A 24,922-nucleotide genomic window follows, 5' to 3' on the forward strand; every position below is an offset into this window, starting at 1 on the left:
CCCAGGATGCTTGCTTGGCCAGGCCCGGGACGGCAGGCTTGAGACGCTTGAACGCTTGAAAAGCTGAGACCTTCAGTGAGTGGTCAAAAGTGCTTCAGTGAGCGTAATTTCACTCACTGAGCCTTCAGTGAGTGCTCATCCACTCACTGAAGGCTGTGAGTCTACTCACTAAAGCCGCGAGTCATTCAGACCGCAATCATTTTGACTGCCTCAAGTCCTGCTGGATCATCGACGCTCACGACTGTGCGTAATTGTATTTTTATAATCTCTTCGAGCGACCCCTTGGCCTTTGATTATGGCCTCAAGGTTGCATACCTTTTCCCGTACGGCGAGTACATAGTTGCAAGAGTCGTGGGTGTCCAAGGTTACGCGTATCATAAAGGATACTGTGCCAAGAGACTGTGACGCCCGCCAGGACGGGTCGAGAGGAGCACCCATGCCTGATACCATGCGAGGGGTCTACACCAACCTCACTGAGATTCGCCGCAAGGTGTTTTGTGAGGTAGCCCGTGTGGCCTACATGCAAGGCGATGCCACTGCCGACTGGGCAGACCAGCTGCCCTATACCATCATCCCTGGCGAGCAGGCCACCTACCGCGAGTCCATCTTCTTGGAGCGCGCTATCGTGGGCGCCCGCATCAGGCTGGCCATGGGCCTCAACCTTCTGCCGGTAGATCAGCCCAGCTCCATCTCTGACGGCATCAAAGAGGCCGAGCGCCCTGAGAAATACTATGAGCCCCCTCTGATCAACATCATCAAGTTCGCCTGCCATGCCTGCCCCGAGAACTCCTACGTGGTCTCCAATCAATGCCAGGGTTGTTTGGCTCACCCCTGCCGTGAGATCTGCCCCAAGGGCGCCATTAGCTTCGTGAACCACCGCGCCTTCATCGATCAGGAGAAGTGCATCAAGTGCGGCCGTTGCGCCGAGGTGTGCCCTTACTCTGCCATCATTCACCGCGACCGCCCCTGCGCCGCCGCCTGTGGCATGCACTGCATCGGCTCCGACGAGCAAGGTCGTGCAGACATCGATTATGATCGCTGCGTTTCCTGCGGCCAATGCCTGGTGAACTGCCCCTTTGGCGCCATTGCCGATAAGAGCCAAATCTTCCAGGTCATCAGCGCCATCAAGAGCGGGGCAGAGGTCATCGCAGCTGTGGCCCCCGCCTTTGTTGGCCAGTATGGCGGCCGCGGCGATGTGGGCAAGCTGCGCGAGACCTTCAAGATCCTGGGATTCTCCGGTGTTGAGGAGGTGGCCATCGGCGCAGACCTCTGCACCATCCAAGAGGCTCAAGACTTCCTCGAAGAGGTCCCCGAGAAGCTCCCCTTCATGGGCACCTCGTGTTGCCCTGCTTGGGCCTCTATGGCCAAGAAGGAATTCCCGGACAACGCCGAGTGCATCTCCATGGCCCTCACGCCCATGACCCTTACCGCTCGCTGGCTGCGCGAGCAGCATCCCGACGCGAAGATCGTCTTTGTGGGGCCCTGCTCGGCGAAGAAGCTGGAGGCCATGCGCACCTCCGTACGCTCCGAGGTGGACTTTGTGCTCACCTTCGAAGAGGTGGCCGGCATGATGGAGGCTCTGGGTGTCGACTACACCAAGCTCGACAAGCCCAAGGATAACGATTTTGAGGCTGCGAGCGCCGACGGCCGTGGATTTGCAGTATCCGGCGGCGTTGCCAATGCAGTGGTCAACGCCGTGCACCGCATGCACCCGGACAGGGAGGTCAACATCACTGCCGCCGAGGGCCTGGATGACTGCCGCAAGATGATGCGTGACGCCATCAAGGGCAAATACCCCGGCTATCTTATCGAGGGCATGGCATGCCCCGGCGGCTGCGTGGCAGGCCCTGGCACGTTGCAGTCAATCAAGAAGTCCCAAGCCCAGGTAAAAGCCTATATGAAGCGCTCTCCCCGCAAGAATGCCACCGAGAACGCCTATCGCATGCAGATCCCCGAGCTTCTGGCCATGGGCCGAGACGAGCCCGACGATGCCCCTCGCATTCCTCAAAACACCGAGCGCGTTCCCGCTCCGGAGGAGCTGGTAGAGACCCGTTCCATCGAGACAGTGGACGAGCCTCACGATCAGTGAAGGCGGTTTTTGCAACAAGAGTGAAGACGGTGTACAACCATAAAGCTCACTAGAAGGTGCCGGATTGCTGGCACCTTCTTTTTTGAGGACGCAAGCTTGAGGACGCACGCTAGTGGCGATGTTTCAATAGCGGTCACTCAGTTTCCTGAGTGCCTTGCTTTCAGGAAAACACTTAGGAGCCGATGCCTATCGCGGTCCTGCGCAGTTAGGCATCCTATTGCCCATACTGTGCATCGACATTGAATTATGTAGAAGTAATAGATAAAACTATACAGTATTACTGATATCTAAGGCGAGAATTTGGCAACCGTAGCGAACATATGGCGCTGGACTATAACCTAATAACGTGCAGTATTCGAAGAAACCGGTTGCGCTTTGTTAATGAGTGCCAGAAGGGTTATTGGCCACGTTGACGACGATAAAGTCCAGGTAGAAATATTGACATTCAAGATGGTGTCAATGTCAAATGATTAATTTGCAATTGTTAGACATGTGCCCGATTGATGTGAATCGGAAATTTGAATCGAATAAGGCTTAGTTTAGATTGCCATTATTTAACTATGTTTAATATCATATAGATCATCGCAGAGATGAAGGAGGTTCCAATGGCGGTTAGCGAGGCTCAAAAGCGTGCCACTGCAAAATATATAAAGCACAATGTAAAGCGTTACGTGGTTCAGCTTAATAAGAATACCGACGAGGACCTCGTGTGCTTTATGGAAAGTATTGATAACGTGAATGGGTTTTTCAAAGACTGCATACGCAAGGCCATGGAAGAGTCCAAGAAATAGGGTTGAGGAATGTGCTGCGAGCGGGGCTTTGCTGCGGGCGCCGCATTGGCAGGGATAGGATGTAGCTACGGGTGTCCCGGCGTGAGAGCTCCTAGTAGGGGATTCGCTGGTCAAGAGTGTTAGAGCTGCTCGAGGCAGAAGAGCAGGCTGGGGGCAATAAGGGGTATTAGGCCCTCTGAAAACCTTCTGCATTAGTTACATTAAAGCGTAGCTAATGCAGCAAATATCTGCATTAGCTACGATTATATGTTGCATATGAAGTACATTTTTAGAGGGATACTGAGGGTACTTTTGTGTCTCTGGAGCAGGTTTCTAGAGGGGATCCAATGGTGCTGCTGGACCCCTACAGCTCTTCAGGGGCGGCTTAGAGTTCCTTCGGACTCTCTTGCAGCTCGTTACTTCAACGTGGCGTACATCACAGCCTTGATGGTATGCATGCGGTTCTCGGCTTCTTGGAACACGCGAGACTGTGCAGACTCAAAGACCTCGTCGGTAACTTCCATCTCGGTTACGCCAAACTCCTGGGCGATCTGGGCGCCCACGGTGGTGTTGGTGTCGTGGAAGGAAGGCAAGCAGTGCATGAAGATGGCGCCGGGGTTTGCGGCGGCCATCACGTCGGCGGTGACGCGGTAGGGCTCCAGCAGTGCGATGCGGCTCTTCCAAAGCTCGGAGGGCTGTCCCATGCCTACCCACACGTCGGTGTACACGGCATCGACTCCTTGGATGCCGTTCTCAATGCTGTCGGTGATCTTGATGGTGGAGCCGTGCTCGGCAGCCAGGGCTTGGCAGCGGGCCAGCATCTGGGGATCGTAGGTGCGGTTGCCTTCTACCTGAGACTGGGGGCCCACTTGCACGAAGTTGATGCCCAGTTGGGCACAGATGACCAAAAGTGAGCCGGCAGTATTTCCTACCTGGCCAAAGAAAGCTAGGGTCTTGCCGCGCAGGTCATGGCCAAACTCCTCTTGCATAGTCATGATGTCGGCTAGGGCTTGGGTGGGGTGAAGCTGGGTGGTGAGGCCGTTCCATACAGGCACGCCAGCATTGGCAGCCAGCTCCTCCACGATGCTCTGGTCAAAGCCACGGTACTCGATGCCGTCATACATGCGGCCCAGTACGCGGGCGGTATCTTCGATGGACTCCTTGGCGCCCATCTGGGAGCTGTCGGGAGCCAGGTAGGTGACGCCCATGCCCAGGTCCATGGCGCCTACTTCAAAGGCGCAGCGGGTGCGGGTGGAAGTCTTCTCAAAAAGCAGGACGATATTCTTGCCCTCCAGGTAGCGATGAGGCACCCCGTTGCGCTTCATGGCTTTGAACTGGTGGGCAAGGTCAAGCAGGTAGTTGATCTCTTCGGGAGTGAAGTCCAACAGGGTGAGGAAGCTTTTGCCAGAAAGACTCAGGGGCATGGCAGGTCCTTTCATGTGAGGTGTGATAGGGAAGGTGAGGAGGGGCAAGGAGGGAAACGAGATGCTTAGGCGGTGGGGCTTCTCGGCAGCAGGGGCGCCAGGAGGTACAGGGCCCCTGCTGGGAGAAGCAAGTGTGGAGCCGCGGGCAGCCTCAATGGGCGCAACCGCGCGATGGGGGAGTGCTAGATGTCGGCACGCGCGAACGGCATGGACATGCAGCGGGGGCCGCCGCGGCCGCGGGAGAGCTCCTCGGAGGGGACAACGCAAAGCTCGATGCCGGCCTTGTAGAGCAGGTCGTTGGTGACGGTGTTGCGCTCGTAGACGCAGACTTTGCCGGGGGCGAGGGCGAGGGTGTTGGAACCGTCGTTCCATTGCTCGCGGGAGGCCTCTACCGGGTCGCCGCCGCCGCACTCGAAGAGGGTGATCTCGGGCTCGCCGGTGGCAATCTCCAAGATCTCCTTGAGCGATCCGGTAAGCTCGTCGATGCCCACCTCGCCTGGGGTGTCGCCCTTGTGCAGACGGTAAGCGCGCAACTCGTCGTACATGCCGGGGTAGACGGTGAACTTGTCGTAGTCGATCTGGGTGCACACGGTGTCCAAGTGCATGGTCTCGTAGCCGTAGGGCACCTTGATGGCGAAGATCTGCTCGATGGTGGAAGGCACAGGACCCCAGAAGAGGTTCTGGGCCAGCTGGTCAATGGCCGCAGCCTCGGTGCGCTGGGAGATGCCCACTGCCAGCGTGGCGGCGTTGATGTTGAGCACGTCGCCGCCCTCGATGTGGGCTGCAGAGTGGTTGTCGTACCAGAAGGGCGTGCCGGCGAAGTCGTCGTGGTAGGTGAGGAAGGTCTTGTAGAAGGGCACCTCGCGATTGCGCTGGTTGTAATACATGCGATGGAGCGCGACGCCGTTGGAGATGGAGGCGATGGGGTCGCGGGAGAAGTAGCTGGAGGGCATGGAAAAGACCACAAAGTCGTCCAGGGCCACGCCGTCACCCTCCAGACGCGAGAGGGTGGTAGGGCCAGAGGCAAGCTCCAGGTCCTTGAGGCGCATCCCCGCCAGCGCCGCATCCACCAGCGCGCGGTTGTCGCGGATGGCGTCTAGCTTCTGGCGCACCAGCGGTGCCAGCTCAGGGTCGGGCACAGGGGCCTGGCTCATGTACTCGTCGAGGAAGGCGGTGCGGGCCTCGGGGTGTTGGTCCATGGCCTCGGCCAGCAGGTCTTCCATATAGAGCACCTCGGCGCCGTGTTCGCGCAGGAGGCGGGCAAACTCGTCGTGCTCCTTCTGGGCGTAGTCCAGATAGAAGGCGTCGTGGATCCAGCACTTCTCAAACTCGTCGGCTTTCATGTTGGCCAGCTCTTTGCCGGGACGGTGGAGCACCACGCGCTGCAAAGACCCAATCTCGCTGGTCACATGGATTGGCTTAGGGGACATGGCAAAACCTTTCTTCGATGTCGAAGGGATTGATGCGAAAAGGGCGATGCCGCCGGCAGGGAGGCCATGGGTTTCTCGGCATGTGCCGATAAAAACGCCCTCCCTGCCAGGGAATATGGGTAGCGGGCTAGGCCACCACGGGGAGCATGGCCGAGATGGCGGTGAAGACCATGCAGACAAGGGACATGGCCAAAAAGTACTTCCAGGAGACCTTCCACCACTTCTCCAGGCTGATCTTGCAGACGGCCAGGCCGGCCACCAGGATGGCGGAGGTGGGGGCCATGATAGTCATCATAGGCTCGGCCAGGCAGAGGGCGGTGACGGCGCCTTCGGGGTTCAGGCCCATGAGCTCGGTGAGGGGCCCAAAGATGGGCATGGTGAGGGCGGCCAGGCTGGATGAGCTGGGCACCAGGATGGTGAGCAGGTTTTCCAGCAGGTAGAGGATGGAGGTGAAGATGGCGCTGGGGACTCCTGCGAGGCCCTCGGCCATGCCGTTCAAGATGGTGTCGATGATCATGCCGTTGTTGGCGATGACCAGGACGCCGCGGGCAAGGCCGATGACGATGGCGGAGAAGGCGAAGTCCTTAAGGCCGGCCACGAACTCCTCGGCGATGCGCTTCTGGCCGAAGCCGGCGATGATGCCCGAGATGATGCCCATGGCCAAGAAGATGGCGGAGAGCTCGTTCATGTACCAACCCTGGCTCACCAGGCCCCAGACGATGAGGGCGATGCCGCCTATGAAGACTGCCAACACGGCTTTTTGCTGACCGGTGAAGGGGGTCTCCTCATCCACGGTCTTGATGTCTTGGCGCAGGACTTGATCCTCATGGTAGGTGAGGGACTTCTCGGGGTTCTTGCGGATGCGGGTGGCATAGAGCATCACGAAGGCAATGGTGAGGCCCACGATGACCACGAACATGATGGCTCGTAGCCACAGCTGAGGGTTGCCGGTGATCCCTAAGATGCCCTGGGAGATGAGGACGCTGAAGGGGTTGATGGTGGAAGCCACATAGCCAGCCTTGGCGCCTAAAAAGACGATCATGAAAGCTGTGATGGAATCGAAGCCCATGGTGATCATGATGGGCAGGAAGATGGCGAAGAAGGGCAAGGTCTCCTCGGCCATGCCAAAGGTCGAGCCACCCAGGGCGAAGAGCAGCATGGCGACGGGGATCACCACGATGTCTTTAGACTTGAAGCGCCTGACCACTCGGCGCATGCCGGCGTCGATGGCTCCTGTGGCGGTGATGATTTGGAACGAGCCGCCCACCACAAACACAAAGGCAACCACTTCGATGGCTTCCTGGATGCCCAGAGTAGGTGCTTCGAGCACTGCGTTGACGCCCTGGCGAAGATCCACCTCATCGCCGGTCTCGGGATCCACGCTCACTTTGTCCACCTCATGATAGGTGCCTGCGACGGTCACTTCGCGGCCGTTGACCTCGGCGGTGTCAAACACGCCTGAGGGCACCACCCACGTGAGCGCTGCCACCAGAACCATCAGGGCAAAGATGATGGTGTAGGTGTGGGGTACCGCGAAGGCCTTCTTTGTTTTCTGACTCATGAGACTCCTCTCTTGCACGCTCAGGCGAGGCTCTTGTGGGGGCTTCACCTTGGCCTTTACCAATGAGGCCATCTTGGGGCCCAGTGCCGCGAAGCGAGGGAGCGAGGGGCGTCAGAGAGAGGATCTGTCCCTTAAATGGCGTAGAATATGACGTAGACTGTCATAGATCTCAAAAAATATGACGCGCAATATCATATAGGCCTCCTATAGCTGGGAGAGCTGTTTCCAATGCGCTAGGGTGAGGCTGAAGCAAGGGAGAGATCATGAGCTATGTACAGGTAACCAACGAGATAGGCGCGCTCAGACGGGCGATCGTTCATCGCCCAGGGCGAGAAACCCAGCAGACGGCCCACGGAGACTTTTTCCAGGCGTTTCCTTTGCGCCCAGGCCGCAGCAGCTTTGACCTTGAGCAGGCCCAGCGGGAACACGATGCGTTGGTGGGCGTGCTCAAGGCTCATGATGTAGAGGTGATCGAGGTCTGCGACGCGCTGCAACAGACTCTGGAGGCTTCGCCTGAGGCCCGCCAGGAGCTCGTGGATGCCTTTGTAGCCGACAGCCCCGTAGAGGGCGCCGAGCTCACCGGCGCCCTGCGCGACTATTTCTTGTCCCAAGGCAGCCCCGCACAACTGGTGCAAGCCCTCTATGACGGCGTGCGCTATGGCCAGACCAACTTGGCGAGCCCTGCGTCCTTTCCCTTGGCGCAGCGCACCGACACCGCCTTCGACCCCGAACTTTTCCTCTCGCGCCCCATGAACACCAGCTTTTTTGTGCGCGACCCCGCCACGGCCATAGGCCGCGGACTCACCTGCAACTCCATGTACTGGCGCGACCGTACCCGCGAGGTGGATCTCTACCAGATCCTCCTGCGCCATCTGCCGGCGTTTAGCTCCACGCCCCAATGGCTCGACCACAGCTGCTCGTTTCATATCGAGGGCGGCGACCTTATCAACCTTACCGACAAAAGCCTGGCCATAGGGCTTTCCAGCCGCACCGAGGGCCCCGCCATCGACGTGCTTGCCCGCCATTTGCTTTGGGGCTCTAGGGATGGTGCGCCATCCGGCGACGCAGCTCCTATGCCCGCCTCAGATATCAAGGACATCTACGTGATCCCTGTCCCCGGTACCGGGAACCGTCTTCACCTGGATACCTATCTGGCCCGTGTGGACTGCGACACCTTCCTGATGGATCGCAGCCTGGCCGAGCAAGGCCCCCTCCTGCGCCTCCATCGCGGACGCAAAAAAGGCGAGGTGCGCATCGAGGAGGAGCGCGGCGGTCTCAAGGCTATGCTCAAGCGCGCCCTTCACCAGGGACCTCTAAAGTTCATCGAGGTAGACGGTACCGACAGCTCCTTGGCCGCCGAGCTGGCAGGCGAGGCCATCGGCGTTTTGTGCCTTGCTCCCGGGGTGCTCTGTGTAAGCCAGGGCAACCTGCGCGTCAACGACTTGCTGGAGAAAGCGGGCCTCGACATCATCGCTGTCCCCACCATCGAGCTCACCGACGGCTTTGGCGGCCCCGGCAGCCTTGCATTGCCGCTCTGGCGCGAGACTGTGGAGTGACCTCCATGTCTGTGGGCGAGAACATACGCCACCTGCGCCGGCAAAAGGGCCTCTCGCAAACGGCCTTTGCCCAATTGGTGGGGACAACTCAAGAAACCGTCTCCCGGTGGGAGCGCGACGCCATCTTCTTGCGCAAAGACTCCCTGGCTCGCATCGCTGCGGCGTGCGGAGTTACCGTCGAAGAGATCCTTGGAGGACCTCGCGCAATCTCTCAAGCGCTAGATGCCGATGAGGCAACTTGCGCTTCTGCCGAGAAGACCAAAGCTACGTTGCTGGCTGCCTACCAATACCCCTGCTATCGCAATATCCGCTCTGGCAACGGCACCACGTTGGTACGCAAAGGCAGCGCCTATGCGCCTCCCGATATCGCCCAGCGCCACCCCAACGCCCTCTTTGTAGTGATGGATTCTGGCGCCATGAACAAGGTGTACCCCGCAGGCTCGCTGCTGCTGGTGGATCCTCAAGTGGCACCCTATAACGGCTGCTCTGTGGTGGTGTTTGTAGACGATGCCAACGTAGTGATACGCCGCCATATGGCCAACGGCAGCGTAGCCATGCTCTCTACCTGGTCTCACGAAAGGGGCACTCCCGATCTCATAGTGGAGCAGCGCTCTTTGCGCCTGTGTGGCGTGGTGGTGTGGTACCAGGCCGCACGCGACGTGGAAGGAGCCTGAGAAAGAGCCAGGAGAGCTCCCGGCGAAGTTAGGAAGGTGAGGGGCGAGATAGCTGTGAAGAACCAAGAAGGGCCAAGGCCAACGATCAATGGGCCAAGAAAAGAGGGGTGACAGACCCTCAGAAAACTATCTACGTTAGCTACAAATGAACATGGCTAATGTGAAAAAAGCGCACATTAGCCATGTCTTAGATTGATACAAGTGAAGTAAGTTTTTTGAGGGGCTGCGATATGAACTCTGGCTGCTAAGGGTTTTTCAGATGATCTCTAAAGCTGTCCATGTGCTCCCTCTTCCTAAGAAGTACTAACTATGGGTTCTACCTGTGTGATCTGTGCCCCAGTCATTCCTTAGGGAGCGGTCCTCTTTTCTCCAGAGGTTGCAAACAGATCTAATTTGATGGGCATCCAGAGAGGAGAACTTTGTCTCCCGATTTCCAAGGAGCCGCATCATGCTCAAAGGTCGTTCTTCGGGTGTAAGTGTGCTTAAAAAATCGATGATCGCTCGAGTATTGGGGCAATACTTGAGAATCTCGGTGGCAGTGCGTTGGCGCGAAAGTACGGGGAGGCCGTCGACTACCCTCACATCTTCAGGCTTGATTGCATGCTTGAACAAGTGGATGCCTTTGTTGCGAGTCTGCTTGCGTTCGATGCTGGCAAAGGCATAGGGTTTGGGATCAAACTCGTCGAATCCGTAGAGCCAGGCAGCAGTTTCACGAGAGACCACGTAATCGGTGTTATCTAGCTTGCGCTTCCAAGCAGGAGTTTTGGGATCCAAAGAAAGCCATGCGGCATAGACAGGTTCCTCTCGCAGCGCTGGCGCCGTAGCGGCTCGGTAGACGCCGCGTGCAATGGGAACGATTTGCTGGTGGGCGGCAAGGCGAGTAAGAGTGGTGCGGTTAACACCGACTTCCTGGGCTTGTGCCGAAGTAAACAACCCCTTTTGGCGAGCACATAGGTCGCTGAGCTTATTGAGAGCATCCAGTGCCTTCATAGTGATCCTTCCTCGGTGCGAGCCATCGGCATCAAGATAGGAAGGCCCAGGTATACTAGGCCTTCTTGCATCAATAAGTGCATCTTACTACAACTGCAACACATTAGGTAGCAAAAGTAGATAGTTTTTTGAGGGCATCAAAACGCATGTTCTAATCCGGGAATCCACTTTCATTCAGTAACCCGTTCTCATTTGCAGTTGTTCGCGTTCGTGCAGCGGCTCTCAACCGAGAAGCGCATCCCATGCCATCCCATATGTCCACAGAAAAGCGGCCCATGCCCCTAAAGACATGAACCGCTTGGTGTCAAGGGATCGTGCTAGGCGCTCAGCCCCTGCTTGCAGTGGCAGTGTTTCTCGGCAGGTCAACCGCAGCGGGCCGGACGCAATGCGTCTAGTCGATGCGCAGGCTTACATCCTTGAGCTGGGCCGCAGAGACCTCGGAGGGCGCGCCCTGCATGAGATCGGAGCCGCTGGAGGTCTTGGGGAAGGCCATGACGTCGCGGATGGAGTCGGCGCCTACCAAAAGCATGCATACGCGGTCGAGGCCCAAGGCAAAGCCGCCCATGGGAGGCGCGCCAAAGGAGAGGGCCTCAAGCAGGAAGCCAAATTGCTCCTGGGCGCGCTCGGGGGTGAAGCCCAGGCGCTCGAGGACCTTCATCTGCAGGTCGGCGTTGTGGATACGCAGGCCGCCGCCGCCAGCCTCGAAGCCGTCCATGACAAAGTCATAGGTGTAGGAGCCTACGGCCAGAGGGTCGGTGTCGATGAGGGGGATGTCGGCCTCAACCGGCAGGGTGAAGGGATGGTGCTCCGCGGAGTAGCGGTTCGCCTTCTTGTCGTAGGCGAACATGGGGAAGTCCACTACCCAGAGGAAGTCGTGGCCCTCGCGGGGGATATCCAGCGCGTTGGCCATGTGGGTGCGCATGCCGCCCAGGATGGTGTCTGCCTCCAGGCGCTCGGTGGCGGCAAACATCACCAGGTCGCCAGGCTCTACCTGAGCGCGCTCGCGAAGGGCTGCCATCTCGTCGTCGGAGAAGAACTTGACGATGGGGGAGTTCACCGAGCCGTCCTCGCGGAAGGCGATCCAAGCCAGGCCCTTGGCGCCCAAGTCCTTTGCCACTTTCTCCAGCTTGTCGATCTGCGCGCGGGGCCATGCGCCAGCGCCCTTGGCGTTGATGCACTTGACTACCTGGCCGGGAGTGGTGGCGGCGCTGGCAAAGACCTTGAACTGGGAGGCGGTGAAGATGTCGCTCACGTCCACCAAGGTCATGCCGTAGCGGGTGTCGGGCTTATCGGAACCGTAGGTGTCCATGGCCTCCCAGTAGGGCATGCGGCGCAGGGGGCTGGGCATATCGACGCCCACGGCGGCAAAGGCGCGCTTGAGCACGTGCTCCACCATGGACATGACGTTGTCTTGGTCCACAAAGGCCATCTCGAGGTCTACCTGGGTGAACTCCGGCTGGCGGTCGGCGCGCAGGTCCTCGTCGCGGAAGCACTTGACCACCTGGTAGTAGCGGTCCACGCCGCTCACCATAAGCAGCTGCTTCAGCAGCTGGGGTGACTGGGGCAGAGCGTAGAAGTTGCCCGGCTGGGTACGGGAAGGCACGATGAAGTCGCGGGCGCCCTCGGGGGTAGACTTGGCCAACATAGGGGTCTCTACCTCAAGGAAGTCATTGTTGTGCAACGCCTCGCGGACGGCGAAGGTGAAATCGTTGCGCACCTTGAGGTTGTGCTGCATCTGGGGACGGCGCAAATCCAGGTAGCGGTAGCGAAGACGGGTGTCCTCGGCAGTGTCGATGTTGTCCTCAATCTGGAAAGGCGGCGTCTTGGAGGTGTTGAGCACCACGATCTCGTGTACTAGCACCTCGATCTCGCCGGTGGGCAGATTGGGGTTGGCGGTATCCTCCGGGCGATGACGCACGGTGCCGCTCACCATGATGGGCCACTCGGGGCGAATGTCCTCGGCCGTATGGAAGGCCTGGCCGCCGGAGTTGTCGGGGTCAAAGGTGAGCTGGGTGAGGCCGGTGTTGTCGCGCAGGTCCACAAAGATGAGGCCACCATGGTCGCGGCGGCGCCATACCCAGCCACAAAGCGTGACGTCCTGGCCAATGTCTTGGGCGCGGAGCTGGCCGCAGGTATGGGTTGCCATGGAGTAAGAAGACACGGTGAAATCCCTTCGTCTTGCCGCCCCCTGCAGGGTCGGGCGGTGAATGATAGACGGGGCGCTTCAGGCGTAGACGGCACCTGAGCGCACGCGGTTATCTATCATAGCAACGAGGCCGCGCTCTTGGGGCTGCTGCCCAGATTCGCCAACAGTTGGAAAGGAAGCGGAAACCCATGTACAACGCTGCGGTATTCGATTTGGACGGAACCATCCTGGATACGCTGGACGACCTCCAGCTGGCGCTCAACCACACCCTGGACGCCCATGGGTTCCCGCTCTATACGTTGGCCCAGGTGCGCGCCATGGTAGGAAACGGCCTGCGCAAGCTCATGCTGGACGCCTGCCCGGCCGGCACCCCGCAGCCAGAGGTGGACAGCGTCTTCGACGACTTTTGCGCCTACTATGCCATCCACTGCAATGACCACACCCATCCCTACCCGGGCATTCCTCAGATGATCGAGCATCTGCGCGCCGCCGGCGTGAAGTGCGCCGCCGTGTCCAACAAGGGCGACTTCGCCGTGCGCGAGCTCATGGAGCTCCATTTTCCCGGCGCCTTCGACTTTGTGCTGGGCCAGCGAGACGACATCCCCAGAAAGCCCGACGCCGCCATGGTCTACCTGGCCCTCGACTCCATGGGAGTCTCTCGCGACACGGCTTGCTACGTGGGCGACTCCGAGGTGGACATCCTCACCGCGAAAAACTCCCAGATCCCCTGTATCTCTGTGACCTGGGGCTTCAGGGATCCTGGCTTCCTTGCCGAGAAGGGCGCCGCCCTCCTGGTAGATACGGTGCCTCAGCTTGAGGAGGCCATCTGTCAGGGATAGAACAGGGCTTATAGAACAAAAAGCGTGCTTTGATAAGGGGGTGTTGACCTGCGTCAGACCTACGTCAGATCTGCGCCAACACCCCTTATCCTGTAGGCCAAAAACCTGTAGACCAAATCTACCTTCATTATTTATAAGTACTCTTTGCGCTCAAAAGGGGGCAGTGTGAAAGTAGTACTGCTTTCACACTGCAAAACCCCGGCTAAATCATGGAGGGTCAAAAGTAGACCTACCTGTGAGATGAGGACCCAGGGCAGATGAAGTTTGGACTGAGTGTCACTTCATGCCTACTAAGCATCACTTTGCGCCTACTAAGTACTTAGTAGGCCGATTTTGCCCAAAATCTGCACCACTTTTTATTTAAGTATTACATTACCCAAGCTCACAGAGTTGGTTTCATATTAAATTGTACTTAGTAGGCGCGTGCTGGAGGAGATGTACTTAGTAGGCGCCAGCGCTGTCGCTCCTCTGCATCTTGGTCCCGCAGACCCCACAGATCGCCTTCTTTCATCAAGCTCTCCTACCTTCAGGATATAGCGGCTCGATTTTGCAGCCTTTAGCTGGGGCACCACTGCATTTGATAGCACACCCGCTGCCCGAGTCCCCGTGTTCAAATTTGCCTTCCGGATTTAAACACCCAAAAAAGGACGTTGACCTGCGTCAACGTCCCAATTCACAGCATGCTTTTTGTCCTGTAAGCCCGAAAGGCGGCAGGCCCAGGTGGCCCACCGCCTTTGAATACAGATAAAACAATCAGTCAAACCAGGACTCTGGCTATGTGGCCGGCGAGTCGAAGGCTGGGCTTACTCCTCTGATGCAGCCATCTCTGCCTCTACCTCGGAGCGAGGCTTGGTGCTGGCGTAGAAGGTGACTTGGTCTGCAACATCTTCGACAGTCTTGCCGTCAAGCCAGGGGAGGCTCAAAAACTCGCCGATGGTGGGGACGAGCTCAGAGCAGTCAGTGTAGTGGCCCTTGTGATTGAGGACTGAGGTGTCCTGGGCGCGCCAGTAGTGAGCGTTGACATCGGTGAGGTAGTACATGGCGTCATCTAGGCCCATGTAGACCGAGTGGTTGTGGCTCAGGTAGTTGGCGAGCCCGTCGTAGTTCAAATCGAGCGCTTCTTCTGCTCTTACACCCATGGCTGGTCCTTTCCTCGAAGGGGATAAAAAACGCGTTGCCAAACGTGCAGGGGTCGTGCGTAGATTCGATGCTAGCCTACCTCTGGTGTATCAGTGGCAGATTCTTGAAAGCTTGCAAAAACCAATCCGTGAACGATGCGCCATTGGCTGGAAGCGGTTTTGGAGCTTTTTCGCGCGCGTTTTGTGCTATGGGCTACTGGTTGCGCACTTGATAGGATGGCAGGGCTTCTCGGTCAGAGGGCGAAGGGGCAGGGCCCACATGCGCGCAGGGATTAGCGTCGGGTGCTCGCGGTGGTGTTGACGTTGACGAAGCAGTCGGGGAAGTCGGAGATGAGCTGCTCGATGTAGGTGGCGTAGTTGGAGAGGTATTCGTGGATGGCAGTGGCCACCTCGACGCGGTTCTCGCCGCCGTTCTCCAAAAAGCCCAGCACTTTGCGGAAGGGCTCGGTGGAGGGCTTGGTGTAGCCAAAAAGCACACCCATATTGCAGCAGCGCCTAAAGGAGCAGCCGGTTTTTTGCAGGGACTCCCAGACGTAGCCTTTGGCTGCGGCCTCGTAGGCGGTGCGGTGGAACTCCTCGTTGAGCTCGATGTATTTGGCCTCGTTGTAGGGGATGGCCAGCGACTCGTCCATGGCGTCTACCAAGCGGTGCAGCTCATCCAGCGTAGGCTGGGTGATCACGCGAGCCAGCTGGGTGACCACCAGAGGCTCCACGGCTACGCGCATGTAGAAGGATTGGCGCAGCTGGCTTACCGAGATGCGCGAGACATGGGTGGCGCTTTGGGGGGCCACCTCTACCAGAGAGCGGTCGCGCAGAAGGCCCATGGCCTCATGGACGGGGGTGCGGGAGACCTCTAGGATCTCTGCCACGGAAGACTCGCGGATCCAAGCTCCCGGAGGCATATAGAGCATGAGGATGTTGTAGGAAAGCACCCGGTAGGCATAGGCCGAGCCGGATTCTTTGTCTTTGCGAGGAAAGATCCGCATGCAGTCTGCCGCGCTTACTCCTGCGCGGCCAACAAGTTTAGTGCGAGGCTCTGGCATGCCACTCTCCTAAGGACTACGGCTCTCTATGAAACCCTAGAATATCAGTTTTCCTGAAGAGATGCCCCTGCCATCGGCGAGCTGTGGAGAGCTGCTGATGAGCGACTCCTCATTTTGGGAGAGCGACTGGGCGCGGGGATGGCGAGTTACCTGCCGAGAAACGCCTCTACCCTCAATGCCAGGCCCCCTGCGTCGAAAGAAGGGACGTCTCCCTTAAAACATGCCGGCCTAAAAGTAAATAAGGGTTTACTTCTCAAAAGTTAACTGTATCATACAAATAGAGTTAGCGATGTATAACTTTGGAGATGACCAGCTATGAATACCGCAACTCTATCCTTTGCGTTGCGAGAGGCAGGCAGGCGCCGCATGGCTGAGGCGCCTGTCGCGAGCTCTGGGGGCGGTCCTGCTCTGCCTCTTTCACTGGCCAATCCGGGATCTGTGCTCACGGTGCGCAAGGTGCGCAGAGGCGCGGCTGCCCAGCACTTGGCGAACCTAGGGTTTGTAGAGGGGGCGCAGGTGCGGGTGGTCAACCAAACCTCCGCGGGCACCATTGTGAGCATCAAGGGATCGCAGCTAGGCCTGGATCGCGACACTGCCCGCCAGGTGATGTGCTGCTAGAAAGGCGCGTCAGTCAGCGCGGCTGCCTGGGTGATGGATGCGCCCAAAAGATATCGCAGCTGCCTGCCATAACAAATCAACCTGCAAAGAAGAAAGGAGCCCTCATGGCCCATCCTCTCACGTTGGCCCAGATCCCTGTGGGGCAGTCCTGCAAAGTGCTCAAGCTCACGGGCAGCGGCCAGCTCAAGCGCCGCATCATGGACATGGGCATCACCAAAGGAACCCGGGTGGACGTCAAAAAGGTGGCGCCTTTGGGCGACCCTTTAGAGCTCACGGTGCGTGGCTACCAGCTGTCCATTAGAAAAGACGAGGCGGCACTGGTGCAGGTGGAGCCCACCGTCTGCTAGCAAGCTTTGTATTGGCAAGGGTTTGTCGGCAGCAGACCCTGGCTCCTGCATCTAAAGGCCTTTAAGGCAGAGGGTCGCCCGCCCTCAGCGCTACGAAAGGGAACACCTTGGACACAACTTTGAACATTGCCCTGGCGGGAAACCCCAACTGCGGCAAGACTACCCTGTTTAACGAGCTCACCGGCTCCAACGGTTACGTGGGCAACTGGCCCGGCGTCACGGTGGAGAAGCTGGAGGCGCCGCTGCGCGAAGACAGGCACGTGGTGCTCTGCGACCTGCCTGGCATCTACTCGCTCTCCCCCTACTCCCCGGAGGAGGTGGTGAGCCGCGACTATCTGTTGAGCGGGGAGCCTGCGGTGGTCATCGACGTGGTAGATGCCACCAACCTGGAGCGCAACCTCTACCTCACCACCCAGATCCTGGAGTGCGGCCTTCCCTGCGTGGTGGCCCTGAACATGGTGGATCTGGTGGAAAAGGCCGGCGACAAGATAGACGTCCAGGAGCTTTCGGTTCGCTTGGGCTGCCCGGTGGTGCCCATCAGCGCGCTGCGTCGGCGCAATTTGGACGAGCTTGTGGCCGCCGCTAAGCATGCTGCTGCCGAGAAGGGCCAGCCTCCGGTGGCAGATCTCTTCTCGGCGCCGGTGGCTGGTGCGGTGCAGGAGATCTCCCAGGTGATCGCTGGCTTTGTGCCTCGCAAGTCCCAGCTTGCCTGGTATGCGGTGAAGGCCTTCGAGGGAGAGCGGCAGGCGCTGGAGGCGTTGGGATTGCCTGCGGCCTCTGTGGCTGCGGTGGATGCGGCGCGCGCAGGCGTCGAGGCCCAGCTGGACGACGACGCCGAGTCTCTGGTGACCAACGACCGCTACGCCTGGATCGAGCGCCTGATGGACCAGTGCGTCACCAAGGCGCCGCAGGCGCTCACCACCTCGGAAAAGATCGACCGCGTGGTCACCAACCGCTGGCTGGGACTGCCCATCTTTGTGGCTGTGATGGTTCTGGTGTACTTCTTGGCGGTCTCCACGGTGGGCACCTGGGGCACCGACTGGGCCAACGACGGCCTCTTTGGCGACGGTTGGTTTGTTAACCCTGCCCAGGCTGCAGCCTATGAGAGGGCTCAAAAGGCCTATGCCGAGAAGGACTACGGCGCTGCCGTCGAGGGGTATCTGGCTGCCGCCGAGGAGGCCGGAGTGGACACTGCCAGTGTGGCTGAAGCCATCGAGCAGGGCGGCAGCGCTGCGGTGGAAGACTTCGCCTCACGGGCAGCGGCGGCTGGCGTGGTGGCTCACGACGTGCCCCTGCATGACGAGGACGGCAACTTCTTGTCCACCGAGGGCGACGTGGTGTTGGCCAATGCTGCCGATGAGCCCCAGCTCAAAGCCGGGCAGGCGCTGGCCTATCATGAGCCGGTGGATTCGGCGGCATTTTTGGAGGCAGCCAATGCCCAAGAGCCCATCCCCGGCGAGTACGGCTGGTATGTGCCGGGCATCCCGACAGTGGTGGGGGAGTGGCTCGACAGCTTGGGAGCTTCCGACCTGGTGAAGTCTTTGGTGCTTGACGGCGTCGTGGGCGGCGTGGGCTCCATCTTGGGCTTCTTGCCTCAGATGATCGTGCTCTTCTTGCTGCTGTGCTTCTTGGAAGACTGCGGCTACATGAGCCGCGTGGCCTTTGTGATGGACCGTGCCTTCAGGCGCTTTGGGCTCTCTGGCAAGAGCTTCATCCCGCTTTTGGTGTCCTCTGGCTGCGGCGTGCCTGGCGTGCTGGCCACCAAAACCATCGAGAACGACCGCGACCGCCGCATGACCGTCATGCTCACCACCATGATCCCCTGCGGCGCCAAGACCCCAATCATCGCGCTATTGATGGGCGTGCTTATCGGCGGCACTGAGGGTTGGTGGATCGCCCCCTTCTTCTACTTTTTGGGCCTGACCGCGGTGATTGTGAGCGCCATCATGCTCAAGAAGACCAAGCCCTTCGCCGGAGAGCCCGCCCCCTTTGTGATGGAGCTTCCGGCCTATCACCTGCCGGCCGCCAAAGCCTACTTCCTCCATGTGTGGGAGCGTGTCTCGGCATTCATCAAGAAGGCTGGCACCATCATCTTCGCTGCCAGCGTGGGCATTTGGTTCTTGTCCAACTTTGGGCTGGCCGGCTGGGAAGGCGGTTCGGGCGCCTTTGGATTCTTGCCCTCCATGGCCGATGCGCCCGAGAACTACATGGACTTCTCGGTGTTGGCGGGCGTGGGCTCGGCCATTGCCTGGATCTTTGCCCCGCTTGGCTTTGGCACTTGGCAGGCGGCGGCCTGCTCTCTGTCTGCCTTGATCGCCAAAGAGAACCTGGTGTCCACCTTTGGCGTGCTCTTTGGCCTGGGGGAGGTGGGCGAGGGGTCCACGCTGCTGTGGGCTGCCTTCCAGCAGATGTTCACTGTGGCCGGCACCTTCTCGCTGGGCGCCATGCTGGCCTTTGTGGCCTTTAACATGCTGGACGCCCCCTGCTTCGCCGCCATAGGCACCATTAGGCGCCAGATGGCTGACCCCAAATGGTTCTGGGCTGCCATTGGCTATCAGTGTGGCTTCGGCTGGATGGTAGGCCTCATCATCAACCAGCTCTGGGAGCTCTTTGCCCTGGGTCATTTTGGGGTTTGGACGGTGGTGGCGCTGGCAGCTTTGGCAGCTATCCTCTTCCAGCTCTTCCGCCCCACGCCCAAGTATGGGCAGGAAGCCTCGAGGGAGGTCAAAGAAGCTGCCTAGACGGCTGCGAGGCTTGCGGGCCTTGCGATCCCAGTCACGTCACTTATTGCCATATATACAAACTGGCGTTCTCTCTGCGCAGGCGCTCCTGGCTTCCTCTCCGCTGGGAGCGCCTTTTGCATAAGGGGTCACTAAAAAGCGCCTGGTCGCAGCGAGCGTAGTTCTCGGCAACGAGAGAGGGCGCAGGCCAGGGCCAGCTGTTGGGCATCGGAGGGGTTTTGCCAGGAAAGCCCTGTGAGCCGGGCGGCGGCATTGAGCCTGTAGCGCAGGGTGTTGGGATGCTGGCCTAGGGCGACGGCGCAGGCCGCGATGTGTTGGCCATGCTCCCACCAGCTCAAAAGGGTGGGGGCCAAAGAGGTGCCGTGCTCGGCGTCGTGGTCGCGCAACGGATCCAAGATTTGATGCTCGAACTGCTCCATGGCCTCGTCTTGGGCCACCGGGAGAAGCGCTCGCAGTATCCCCAGGTCCTCATAGCAGGTCTCGCGGGAATCTTGAAGCATGGCGGCTCCTGCGCTGTCCCAGGCCTCGCGGACGGCTTCTCCTAACTCATTCAAATGCTTATGCATAGTACTGGCTCCCAATGCCAGCACCGCCAGCTCCTCCGGCAGCTCTGGCATCGATGCACAGTAATCCAACAGACGATGGGGATCCGGCGCGCTGTCTTGATCTGTGGCCACGAGCAGCGCTCCCTGATCGTAGGGAATCACGGTAGAACTAGGGCCTCCACCTGGTCCTTTATGCCACCAGCGCTGGATGGACGCAAGCGCTTGCGGATCCAGCGGCCCATCGCAGCCCACCCACACCACGCTGCAGCTTTCTCCAAAGGAGGGGCAAAGAGTCAGGGCCAACCGACGGCGCTCTGAAGGGTCTGTAGCCATCAACAATGCATCTACGGCACGGCGAGAGAATCCCGCTTCTTCCATGGCGGCCGCAGCGGAAGCCACTTCATAGACTATGCAGTCAAAATACGCCTGATCACTTGTGGTAACAAACAATGGAAAGTCACGAGTATTGGCATAGCGCACAGCCTGTTCTGGCAGGGGCAGATGCAAGACGTTTTTAAACACCAGCCCGCTGGCATCTTTGGCTACCAAACGCTTGATGGCCTCGACTATGAGGTAGGGATCGTCTTTGGCGTAGAGAAACGTGCTCAATACCAGCTGCTCACTATGGAAGTTGTCCCGCTCGTAGCGCTCTTTGAGGCCTGCCATGAACTCATAGTCCAAGATGCCCACGTCATGGATGGGGCGCGCCAGTCCTCCCGAGCCTGCCACCAGCTTCACTTGACCCTTATGGGAAGCCAAAAAATCCGAGACGGTATAGCGCATAGCTGCATCCCTTTGCCAAATTATTAGACTTGCCGATAAAAACAACCAATGCAAATTGTAGTTCACGCCATAAAAACGCTCTCGACAGGAGAGCGGCGTTGTCGGCACTATGAGGCCAACGGTTCAGGCGCCCTGGCAAGCGGCGCCCCAAGGCGCGCTCTACTGCAACCCTGTACAAGGAAGGATCTCTCATGGCCAAGATGCTCGTGCTCTCTGCCCAAGACATCTCCCAGGTATTCACCATCTCAGACGCTCTCACGGCAGTCGAGGAGGCCTACGTCCAGAAAGCTCAGGGCTCTGCTGCGGCCTGGCCTATGGTCTATGCGGCTTTCGAGCCCGGTGAGGCCGACATGGACATTCGCTCCGGCGACCTGGCGGCTGCAGGACTCTTTGGCCTCAAGCTCACCGCCTGGTTCTCCCGCAATCCCGAGCGCAGCTTGCCTGAGATTTATGGCACCACGCTTTTGGCCAGCGATCGCACTGGCGAGCCTTTGGCACTGCTCAATGCTTCAGCCATTACCGGCCTGCGCACTGGAGCTGCGGGGGCTCTGGGCGTCCGTACTCTGGCCCGTCCGGACTCCACCACGCTGTCGCTGGTGGGCATGGGCCATCAGTGCCCCTATCAGGTAGCTGCTGCATTGGCCGCGATGCCCCAGCTCAAGACGGTGCTTTTGTCGGATCCCCGCGCAGATGGCCCGCGCACCCATAGGGCTGAGGAGATCGAGGCTCAGGTGGCAGCTCTTCTCGGCAAGGCGGGAATCGAGCGCGACGTTGTGATGGAGGCAACAAGCGTAAAGGACGCCGTGCGACAGGCCGACGCGGTGATCTGCGTGACCCCGGCCACCACTCCGGTGCTCAAGGCCGAGTGGGTGCGTCCAGGCACGCACATCTCTGCGGTGGGCGCCGATATGGAAGGCAAGCAGGAGCTGCCCTGTGACCTGGTAGCCCAAGCGCGGCTGTTTGCCGACGACAGGGCGCAGTCGGTGGCTTCGGGCGAGTTCGAGGTGCCGGTGAAACAGGGCGCCATCAAACCAGGTGCCATCGTGGCAGAGCTGGGCGAAGTGCTCGCCGGCGCTGCCCCTGGTCGTTCGAGCGATAAGGACATCACTGTCTTTGATACTTCTGGCATCGCCATCCAGGATTTGGCAGCCTCCAAAGTGGCCTACGACCGCGCGGTGGAAGCCAATATGGGCACCTGGGTGGAATTCTAAGCAGCGTTGTGCCGCAGTTCATGTTGGCTGAGGCTCGCAGGCGTTGCGTTGCAGCACCGGCGCGTAAAAATATGAATCAGGGAGAGGAACGCCATGCATATCAAGGACTTCGCAGTCGAGCAGTGGATGAATGCCTGGGAGACCAAATGTCGCTATAACGTGGCAGAGACCTGCTGCTACAGCTTGAGCTTGGAAGAACTTTTCGAACTGGCCGACGAGTCTCTGGAGGAGTTTGTGGCCAGCCGCTCCGGCCGTCGCCTCACCTACGGCGCCATCGAGGGCTCGCCGGAGTTCCTCGCCGGCGTCGCAAGCCTTTACCGCACGGTAGAACCCGAGCACATCGTGCCCACCCATGGAGCCGCCGGCGCCAACATGCTGGCACTCTCGACCCTCTGCGGCCCCGGAGATCATGTGGTGGCCGTCATGCCCACCTACCAGCAGCTTTACTCCATCCCGGCCATGTGCGGAGCCGAGGTCTCTGCCTTGCATCTTGACCGAGAAAAGCGCTACCACGTCGACCTGGAAGAGTTGCAGTCGCTGTGCCGCCCCAACACCAAGCTCATCTGCATCAACAACCCCAACAATCCCACAGGCGCGCTGCTCACCACCCAGGAGCTGCTGGATATTGTGGAAGTGGCGCGAGCTCAGGATGCGTGGCTTTTGTGCGACGAGGTCTATCGCCCGCTCAACTTCCAGGGAACCTGGCAGGAGTCGGTGTCCGACCTCTACGACAAGGCCATCGCCACCTCGTCCATGTCCAAGGCCTGGAGTCTGGCCGGCCTGCGTTTGGGTTGGGTGGCCTGCAAGGACGCCGAGCTGCGCCGGCAGCTGCTGTCCCACCGCGACTATGATTTGATCTCGTGCGGCATGATCGACGACGCTCTGGGCGCCTTCGCCCTGGCGCACAAGGACGCCATTCTGGCACGCAGCCGCCGCATTGTGACTGCCAACCATCAAGTGCTTATGGATTGGGTGGCCTCCGAGCCTCACCTCTCGGTGGTGGAACCCGAGGGAGGCACCACCGTGCTGGTCTACTACGACTATCCTGTGGACTCCCACGAGTTCTGCACCCGCATGGTGCAGGAGACAGGCGCCCTGGTCACCCCTGGCGACTGCTTCGAAGAGCCCCGATCCATGCGTTTGGGTTACGCCTATTCCGACAATCCCGAGGCTCTTCGCGAAGGCCTTGGTGCTATCAGCGAATTCTGCCGCATCGTCGAGCGGGAGCAAGAGTAGCTCTAAGACCTGCGGAGCGGCAGCATCTCGAGGGCTCATCCTCAAGATGCTGCCGCTTTTTTGACTGCGGTGTCTTGGGCAGCCAAGCGTCGGCCGACGCGACCTTCAAGTCGCGCAGTCTCCCCACTCACGCCGCCCTGGCTGTGCGCTTAAAAAGCCACCTGCAAAAACATCTTGAAGCGCTCCGGCGCATAGACCGCATGAGGCACATTGGCGGGCATGATAATTGATTCACCTGCGGGAATGTCGTAATCAACCCCATCGATGGTAAGGCGGCCTAGGCCGTCCAGCACTGTTACCAAGGCATCGCCGCCGCTGGAATGGGTGCTGATCTCCTCGCCCTTGTCAAAGGCAAACAGTGTCATAGACACCGCATCGTTTTGCACCAACGTCTTGGAGACTACCTGGCCGTCCTGATAATCAACCAATTGCGCCAGGTTGAGCGGGGTGCTCTTCTCGATATTCTTATAACCAGCCATCAGAAATCCTTCCATATGTCCTCATGCGAGCTCTCGCAGACTCGCGTGTTCACAGCCTTGTTCCTACCTCTCATTACGGCCCTTATACTCCTGCCGAGAAAATACCCACAACTTAGTAGGAATTAAGAGGTGGAATGCAGGTTGGCAGAGAGGGAACAAACCTCCCGGCAATACACGGCTATGAAGGAGCGGCTATGGCAAGCTGGCAGGAGCGTTACGAGGCTTCTAAGTGGATCAACATCGTCTTTTGGGTATGGCTGGTGGCTGAGATAGCGCTCACCATCATGAGCTATGCAGGGATCATTCCTTTGGCAGATTATTGGGGCATCTGGTTTATCGGCAACGCTATCGTCGATACCGTGTTTGTAGTGCTTTTGGCCATGGCCGGCCAAAAGGGCATGGCCATTGCCTTTGCCGTCATCTCGGTCCTCATCCTTATGCCCTGGCCTCTTTAGGAGCTTTTCGCTAAGCCTTGTGGCCGATCGCTCCTCCTTAAGAGATGGGAGTTGGGGCTTGAAAGTCATATAGGAGAATCCATGCGATCAGAGCAGGACCTTGCTTCTACCCTCGCAGAGCTCACCGGGCGCGTTCAAGATGGGCAGGTAGACTTTGTGCCTCTCCAGCAGCTGCTGGCTCGTGGGCTGGGGGAGCCTGTCTACCTGGCTCCTGATTGCATCTACCTGCGAGGCATTGGTGCCGACGGCGGTTTTTTGTGGGCTGCCGACCCCAGGTTGGCAGCCCAAGTGCTGGCTGAATATGTACCGCCGGCACTCTTGGCGATCACAGGAAGAGAGGCGCAACAGGCCGCGCAGCAGGTGTACCCTGGCCGCTGCACGTTTATAGAGCACCTTATCTGCGCCTATCTTGAGCCCCATGCCCCTCATGTGAAGTCGCCGCTCTGCGTGCGGCCTCTCACGCCAGACTATGCTCAGACGGTGCTTTCCCACTATTCGCATCCGGAGTTTTTCACGTTGGAAGAGATCGTTCGCAGGCTGGCGGCAGGCACCGTCGACGGCGGCTTTCTGGGGGATGAGCTTGTAGGGTTTATCGGCCTTCATGATGAGGGGTCCATGGGCATGCTGGAGGTATTCCCGCAGTATCGCGGCAGGGGCTTTGGCCGCCAGCTCGAGGCGGCGAAAATCGGCGCGCAGCTAGAGAGGGGATTGATCCCTTGGGCGCAGATCTTTCCTGACAACACGGCCTCCATCCACCTGCAAAAGGTATTGGGGTTGCGTTTTGGACACATGGTCCAAGGGTTTGTGCAGTGCATTAAATGATATGAACATCGAAACATAAACTTA

21 protein-coding genes are annotated in these 24,922 nt (G+C 59.1%); 12 read left to right on the forward strand and 9 right to left on the reverse strand.

The window, feature by feature from the left end; translation table 11 throughout:
• The first annotated feature begins 436 nt into the window (after positions 1-436).
• The gene (locus tag E5334_RS02595) at positions 437-2,089 is read left to right on the forward strand and encodes a 4Fe-4S dicluster domain-containing protein (protein ID WP_136012032.1); all 1,653 of its coding nucleotides are present in this window, start codon (positions 437-439) and stop codon (positions 2,087-2,089) included.
• A 605-nt stretch (positions 2,090-2,694) separates the two neighbouring features.
• Positions 2,695-2,880, forward strand: coding sequence for a hypothetical protein (locus E5334_RS02600; protein ID WP_136012033.1), 186 nt, complete (start codon positions 2,695-2,697; stop codon positions 2,878-2,880).
• Between the two features lie 395 nt (positions 2,881-3,275).
• Here E5334_RS02600 and argF read toward each other — a convergent pair whose 3' ends face one another.
• The 3 genes from argF to E5334_RS02615 all read right to left on the reverse strand — a co-directional run bounded on the left by argF (position 3,276) and on the right by E5334_RS02615 (position 7,274).
• On the reverse strand, positions 3,276-4,283 hold the full coding sequence (gene argF / locus E5334_RS02605; RefSeq protein ID WP_136012034.1) for an ornithine carbamoyltransferase: 1,008 nt from the start codon (positions 4,281-4,283) through the stop codon (positions 3,276-3,278).
• 182 nt (positions 4,284-4,465) lie between these two features.
• Positions 4,466-5,713, reverse strand: a complete 1,248-nt coding sequence (locus E5334_RS02610) for an arginine deiminase (protein ID WP_136012035.1) — start codon at positions 5,711-5,713, stop codon at positions 4,466-4,468.
• A 127-nt stretch (positions 5,714-5,840) separates the two neighbouring features.
• Positions 5,841-7,274, reverse strand: coding sequence for a YfcC family protein (locus E5334_RS02615; RefSeq protein ID WP_136012036.1), 1,434 nt, complete (start codon positions 7,272-7,274; stop codon positions 5,841-5,843).
• A 263-nt stretch (positions 7,275-7,537) separates the two neighbouring features.
• On the opposite strand from E5334_RS02615, the gene E5334_RS02620 reads away from it, so the two are divergent.
• Positions 7,538-8,830, forward strand: coding sequence for an arginine deiminase family protein (locus E5334_RS02620; protein WP_136012037.1), 1,293 nt, complete (start codon positions 7,538-7,540; stop codon positions 8,828-8,830).
• A 5-nt stretch (positions 8,831-8,835) separates the two neighbouring features.
• Entirely contained in the window at positions 8,836-9,504 is a 669-nt protein-coding gene (locus E5334_RS02625) for an XRE family transcriptional regulator (RefSeq protein WP_136012038.1), read from the forward strand.
• Between the two features lie 303 nt (positions 9,505-9,807).
• Here the strand turns inward: E5334_RS02625 and E5334_RS02630 are convergent, their stop codons facing one another.
• A complete protein-coding gene (locus E5334_RS02630) occupies positions 9,808-10,494 on the reverse strand; it encodes a type IV toxin-antitoxin system AbiEi family antitoxin domain-containing protein (RefSeq protein WP_136012039.1) in 687 nt (228 codons plus the stop codon).
• 391 nt (positions 10,495-10,885) lie between these two features.
• Positions 10,886-12,640 carry an aspartate--tRNA ligase gene (aspS, locus tag E5334_RS02635; RefSeq protein ID WP_136012150.1) on the reverse strand — a complete coding sequence of 585 codons (1,755 nt, stop codon included), beginning with the start codon at positions 12,638-12,640 and terminating at the stop codon, positions 10,886-10,888.
• Positions 12,641-12,828: 188 nt separating this feature from the next.
• On the opposite strand from aspS, the gene E5334_RS02640 reads away from it, so the two are divergent.
• Positions 12,829-13,479, forward strand: coding sequence for an HAD family hydrolase (locus E5334_RS02640; protein WP_136012040.1), 651 nt, complete (start codon positions 12,829-12,831; stop codon positions 13,477-13,479).
• Positions 13,480-14,282: 803 nt separating this feature from the next.
• Here E5334_RS02640 and E5334_RS02645 read toward each other — a convergent pair.
• Both E5334_RS02645 and E5334_RS02650 read right to left on the reverse strand, forming a co-directional pair.
• Positions 14,283-14,618 carry a CDP-alcohol phosphatidyltransferase gene (locus tag E5334_RS02645; protein ID WP_136012041.1) on the reverse strand — a complete coding sequence of 112 codons (336 nt, stop codon included), beginning with the start codon at positions 14,616-14,618 and terminating at the stop codon, positions 14,283-14,285.
• Positions 14,619-14,890: 272 nt separating this feature from the next.
• Positions 14,891-15,661, reverse strand: a complete 771-nt coding sequence (locus tag E5334_RS02650; RefSeq protein ID WP_136012042.1) for a GntR family transcriptional regulator — start codon at positions 15,659-15,661, stop codon at positions 14,891-14,893.
• A gap of 315 nt (positions 15,662-15,976) precedes the next feature.
• Between E5334_RS02650 and E5334_RS02655 the strand changes: the two genes are divergently transcribed.
• The 3 genes from E5334_RS02655 (at position 15,977) to feoB (ending at position 19,367) form a co-directional block, all read left to right on the forward strand.
• A complete protein-coding gene (locus E5334_RS02655; RefSeq protein WP_275438886.1) occupies positions 15,977-16,279 on the forward strand; it encodes a FeoA family protein in 303 nt (100 codons plus the stop codon).
• Between the two features lie 104 nt (positions 16,280-16,383).
• Positions 16,384-16,626, forward strand: a complete 243-nt coding sequence (locus E5334_RS02660; RefSeq protein ID WP_136012043.1) for a FeoA family protein — start codon at positions 16,384-16,386, stop codon at positions 16,624-16,626.
• A gap of 107 nt (positions 16,627-16,733) precedes the next feature.
• Positions 16,734-19,367, forward strand: coding sequence for a ferrous iron transporter B (gene feoB / locus E5334_RS02665; protein ID WP_136012044.1), 2,634 nt, complete (start codon positions 16,734-16,736; stop codon positions 19,365-19,367).
• A gap of 131 nt (positions 19,368-19,498) precedes the next feature.
• Here feoB and E5334_RS02670 read toward each other — a convergent pair whose 3' ends face one another.
• Complete coding sequence (locus E5334_RS02670) at positions 19,499-20,695, reverse strand: PucR family transcriptional regulator (protein WP_136012045.1); 1,197 nt, start codon at positions 20,693-20,695, stop codon at positions 19,499-19,501.
• 191 nt (positions 20,696-20,886) lie between these two features.
• Here E5334_RS02670 and E5334_RS02675 point away from each other — a divergent pair, with 191 nt between their 5' ends.
• Positions 20,887-21,906 carry an ornithine cyclodeaminase family protein gene (locus tag E5334_RS02675; RefSeq protein WP_136012046.1) on the forward strand — a complete coding sequence of 340 codons (1,020 nt, stop codon included), beginning with the start codon at positions 20,887-20,889 and terminating at the stop codon, positions 21,904-21,906.
• Positions 21,907-21,999: 93 nt separating this feature from the next.
• Positions 22,000-23,142, forward strand: coding sequence for an aminotransferase (locus tag E5334_RS02680; protein ID WP_136012047.1), 1,143 nt, complete (start codon positions 22,000-22,002; stop codon positions 23,140-23,142).
• A 149-nt stretch (positions 23,143-23,291) separates the two neighbouring features.
• Here E5334_RS02680 and E5334_RS02685 read toward each other — a convergent pair whose 3' ends face one another.
• The gene (locus tag E5334_RS02685) at positions 23,292-23,621 is read right to left on the reverse strand and encodes a cupin domain-containing protein (protein WP_136012048.1); all 330 of its coding nucleotides are present in this window, start codon (positions 23,619-23,621) and stop codon (positions 23,292-23,294) included.
• Between the two features lie 194 nt (positions 23,622-23,815).
• Here E5334_RS02685 and E5334_RS02690 point away from each other — a divergent pair, with 194 nt between their 5' ends.
• Positions 23,816-24,076, forward strand: coding sequence for a hypothetical protein (locus E5334_RS02690; protein WP_136012049.1), 261 nt, complete (start codon positions 23,816-23,818; stop codon positions 24,074-24,076).
• An 81-nt stretch (positions 24,077-24,157) separates the two neighbouring features.
• Complete coding sequence (locus tag E5334_RS02695; protein WP_136012050.1) at positions 24,158-24,898, forward strand: GNAT family N-acetyltransferase; 741 nt, start codon at positions 24,158-24,160, stop codon at positions 24,896-24,898.
• The last annotated feature ends 24 nt before the right edge of the window (positions 24,899-24,922 follow it).

The organism is Muricaecibacterium torontonense (genome assembly GCF_004793925.1).
Lineage (GTDB): Bacteria > Actinomycetota > Coriobacteriia > Coriobacteriales > Atopobiaceae > Leptogranulimonas > Leptogranulimonas caecicola.

What these genes read in the sequence shown, in the direction of transcription:
- E5334_RS02595 (WP_136012032.1), top strand. Translation starts at nt 437, where the DNA reads ATGCCTGATACCATGCGAGGGGTCTACACCAACCTCACTGAGATTCGC.
- E5334_RS02600 (WP_136012033.1), top strand. Translation starts at nt 2,695, where the DNA reads ATGGCGGTTAGCGAGGCTCAAAAGCGTGCCACTGCAAAATATATAAAG.
- argF (WP_136012034.1), bottom strand. Translation starts at nt 4,283, where the DNA reads ATGCCCCTGAGTCTTTCTGGCAAAAGCTTCCTCACCCTGTTGGACTTC.
- E5334_RS02610 (WP_136012035.1), bottom strand. Translation starts at nt 5,713, where the DNA reads ATGTCCCCTAAGCCAATCCATGTGACCAGCGAGATTGGGTCTTTGCAG.
- E5334_RS02615 (WP_136012036.1), bottom strand. Translation starts at nt 7,274, where the DNA reads ATGAGTCAGAAAACAAAGAAGGCCTTCGCGGTACCCCACACCTACACC.
- E5334_RS02620 (WP_136012037.1), top strand. Translation starts at nt 7,538, where the DNA reads ATGAGCTATGTACAGGTAACCAACGAGATAGGCGCGCTCAGACGGGCG.
- E5334_RS02625 (WP_136012038.1), top strand. Translation starts at nt 8,836, where the DNA reads ATGTCTGTGGGCGAGAACATACGCCACCTGCGCCGGCAAAAGGGCCTC.
- E5334_RS02630 (WP_136012039.1), bottom strand. Translation starts at nt 10,494, where the DNA reads ATGAAGGCACTGGATGCTCTCAATAAGCTCAGCGACCTATGTGCTCGC.
- aspS (WP_136012150.1), bottom strand. Translation starts at nt 12,640, where the DNA reads ATGGCAACCCATACCTGCGGCCAGCTCCGCGCCCAAGACATTGGCCAG.
- E5334_RS02640 (WP_136012040.1), top strand. Translation starts at nt 12,829, where the DNA reads ATGTACAACGCTGCGGTATTCGATTTGGACGGAACCATCCTGGATACG.
- E5334_RS02645 (WP_136012041.1), bottom strand. Translation starts at nt 14,618, where the DNA reads ATGGGTGTAAGAGCAGAAGAAGCGCTCGATTTGAACTACGACGGGCTC.
- E5334_RS02650 (WP_136012042.1), bottom strand. Translation starts at nt 15,661, where the DNA reads ATGCCAGAGCCTCGCACTAAACTTGTTGGCCGCGCAGGAGTAAGCGCG.
- E5334_RS02655 (WP_275438886.1), top strand. Translation starts at nt 15,977, where the DNA reads ATGAATACCGCAACTCTATCCTTTGCGTTGCGAGAGGCAGGCAGGCGC.
- E5334_RS02660 (WP_136012043.1), top strand. Translation starts at nt 16,384, where the DNA reads ATGGCCCATCCTCTCACGTTGGCCCAGATCCCTGTGGGGCAGTCCTGC.
- E5334_RS02670 (WP_136012045.1), bottom strand. Translation starts at nt 20,695, where the DNA reads ATGCGCTATACCGTCTCGGATTTTTTGGCTTCCCATAAGGGTCAAGTG.
- E5334_RS02675 (WP_136012046.1), top strand. Translation starts at nt 20,887, where the DNA reads ATGGCCAAGATGCTCGTGCTCTCTGCCCAAGACATCTCCCAGGTATTC.
- E5334_RS02680 (WP_136012047.1), top strand. Translation starts at nt 22,000, where the DNA reads ATGCATATCAAGGACTTCGCAGTCGAGCAGTGGATGAATGCCTGGGAG.
- E5334_RS02685 (WP_136012048.1), bottom strand. Translation starts at nt 23,621, where the DNA reads ATGGCTGGTTATAAGAATATCGAGAAGAGCACCCCGCTCAACCTGGCG.
- E5334_RS02690 (WP_136012049.1), top strand. Translation starts at nt 23,816, where the DNA reads ATGGCAAGCTGGCAGGAGCGTTACGAGGCTTCTAAGTGGATCAACATC.
- E5334_RS02695 (WP_136012050.1), top strand. Translation starts at nt 24,158, where the DNA reads ATGCGATCAGAGCAGGACCTTGCTTCTACCCTCGCAGAGCTCACCGGG.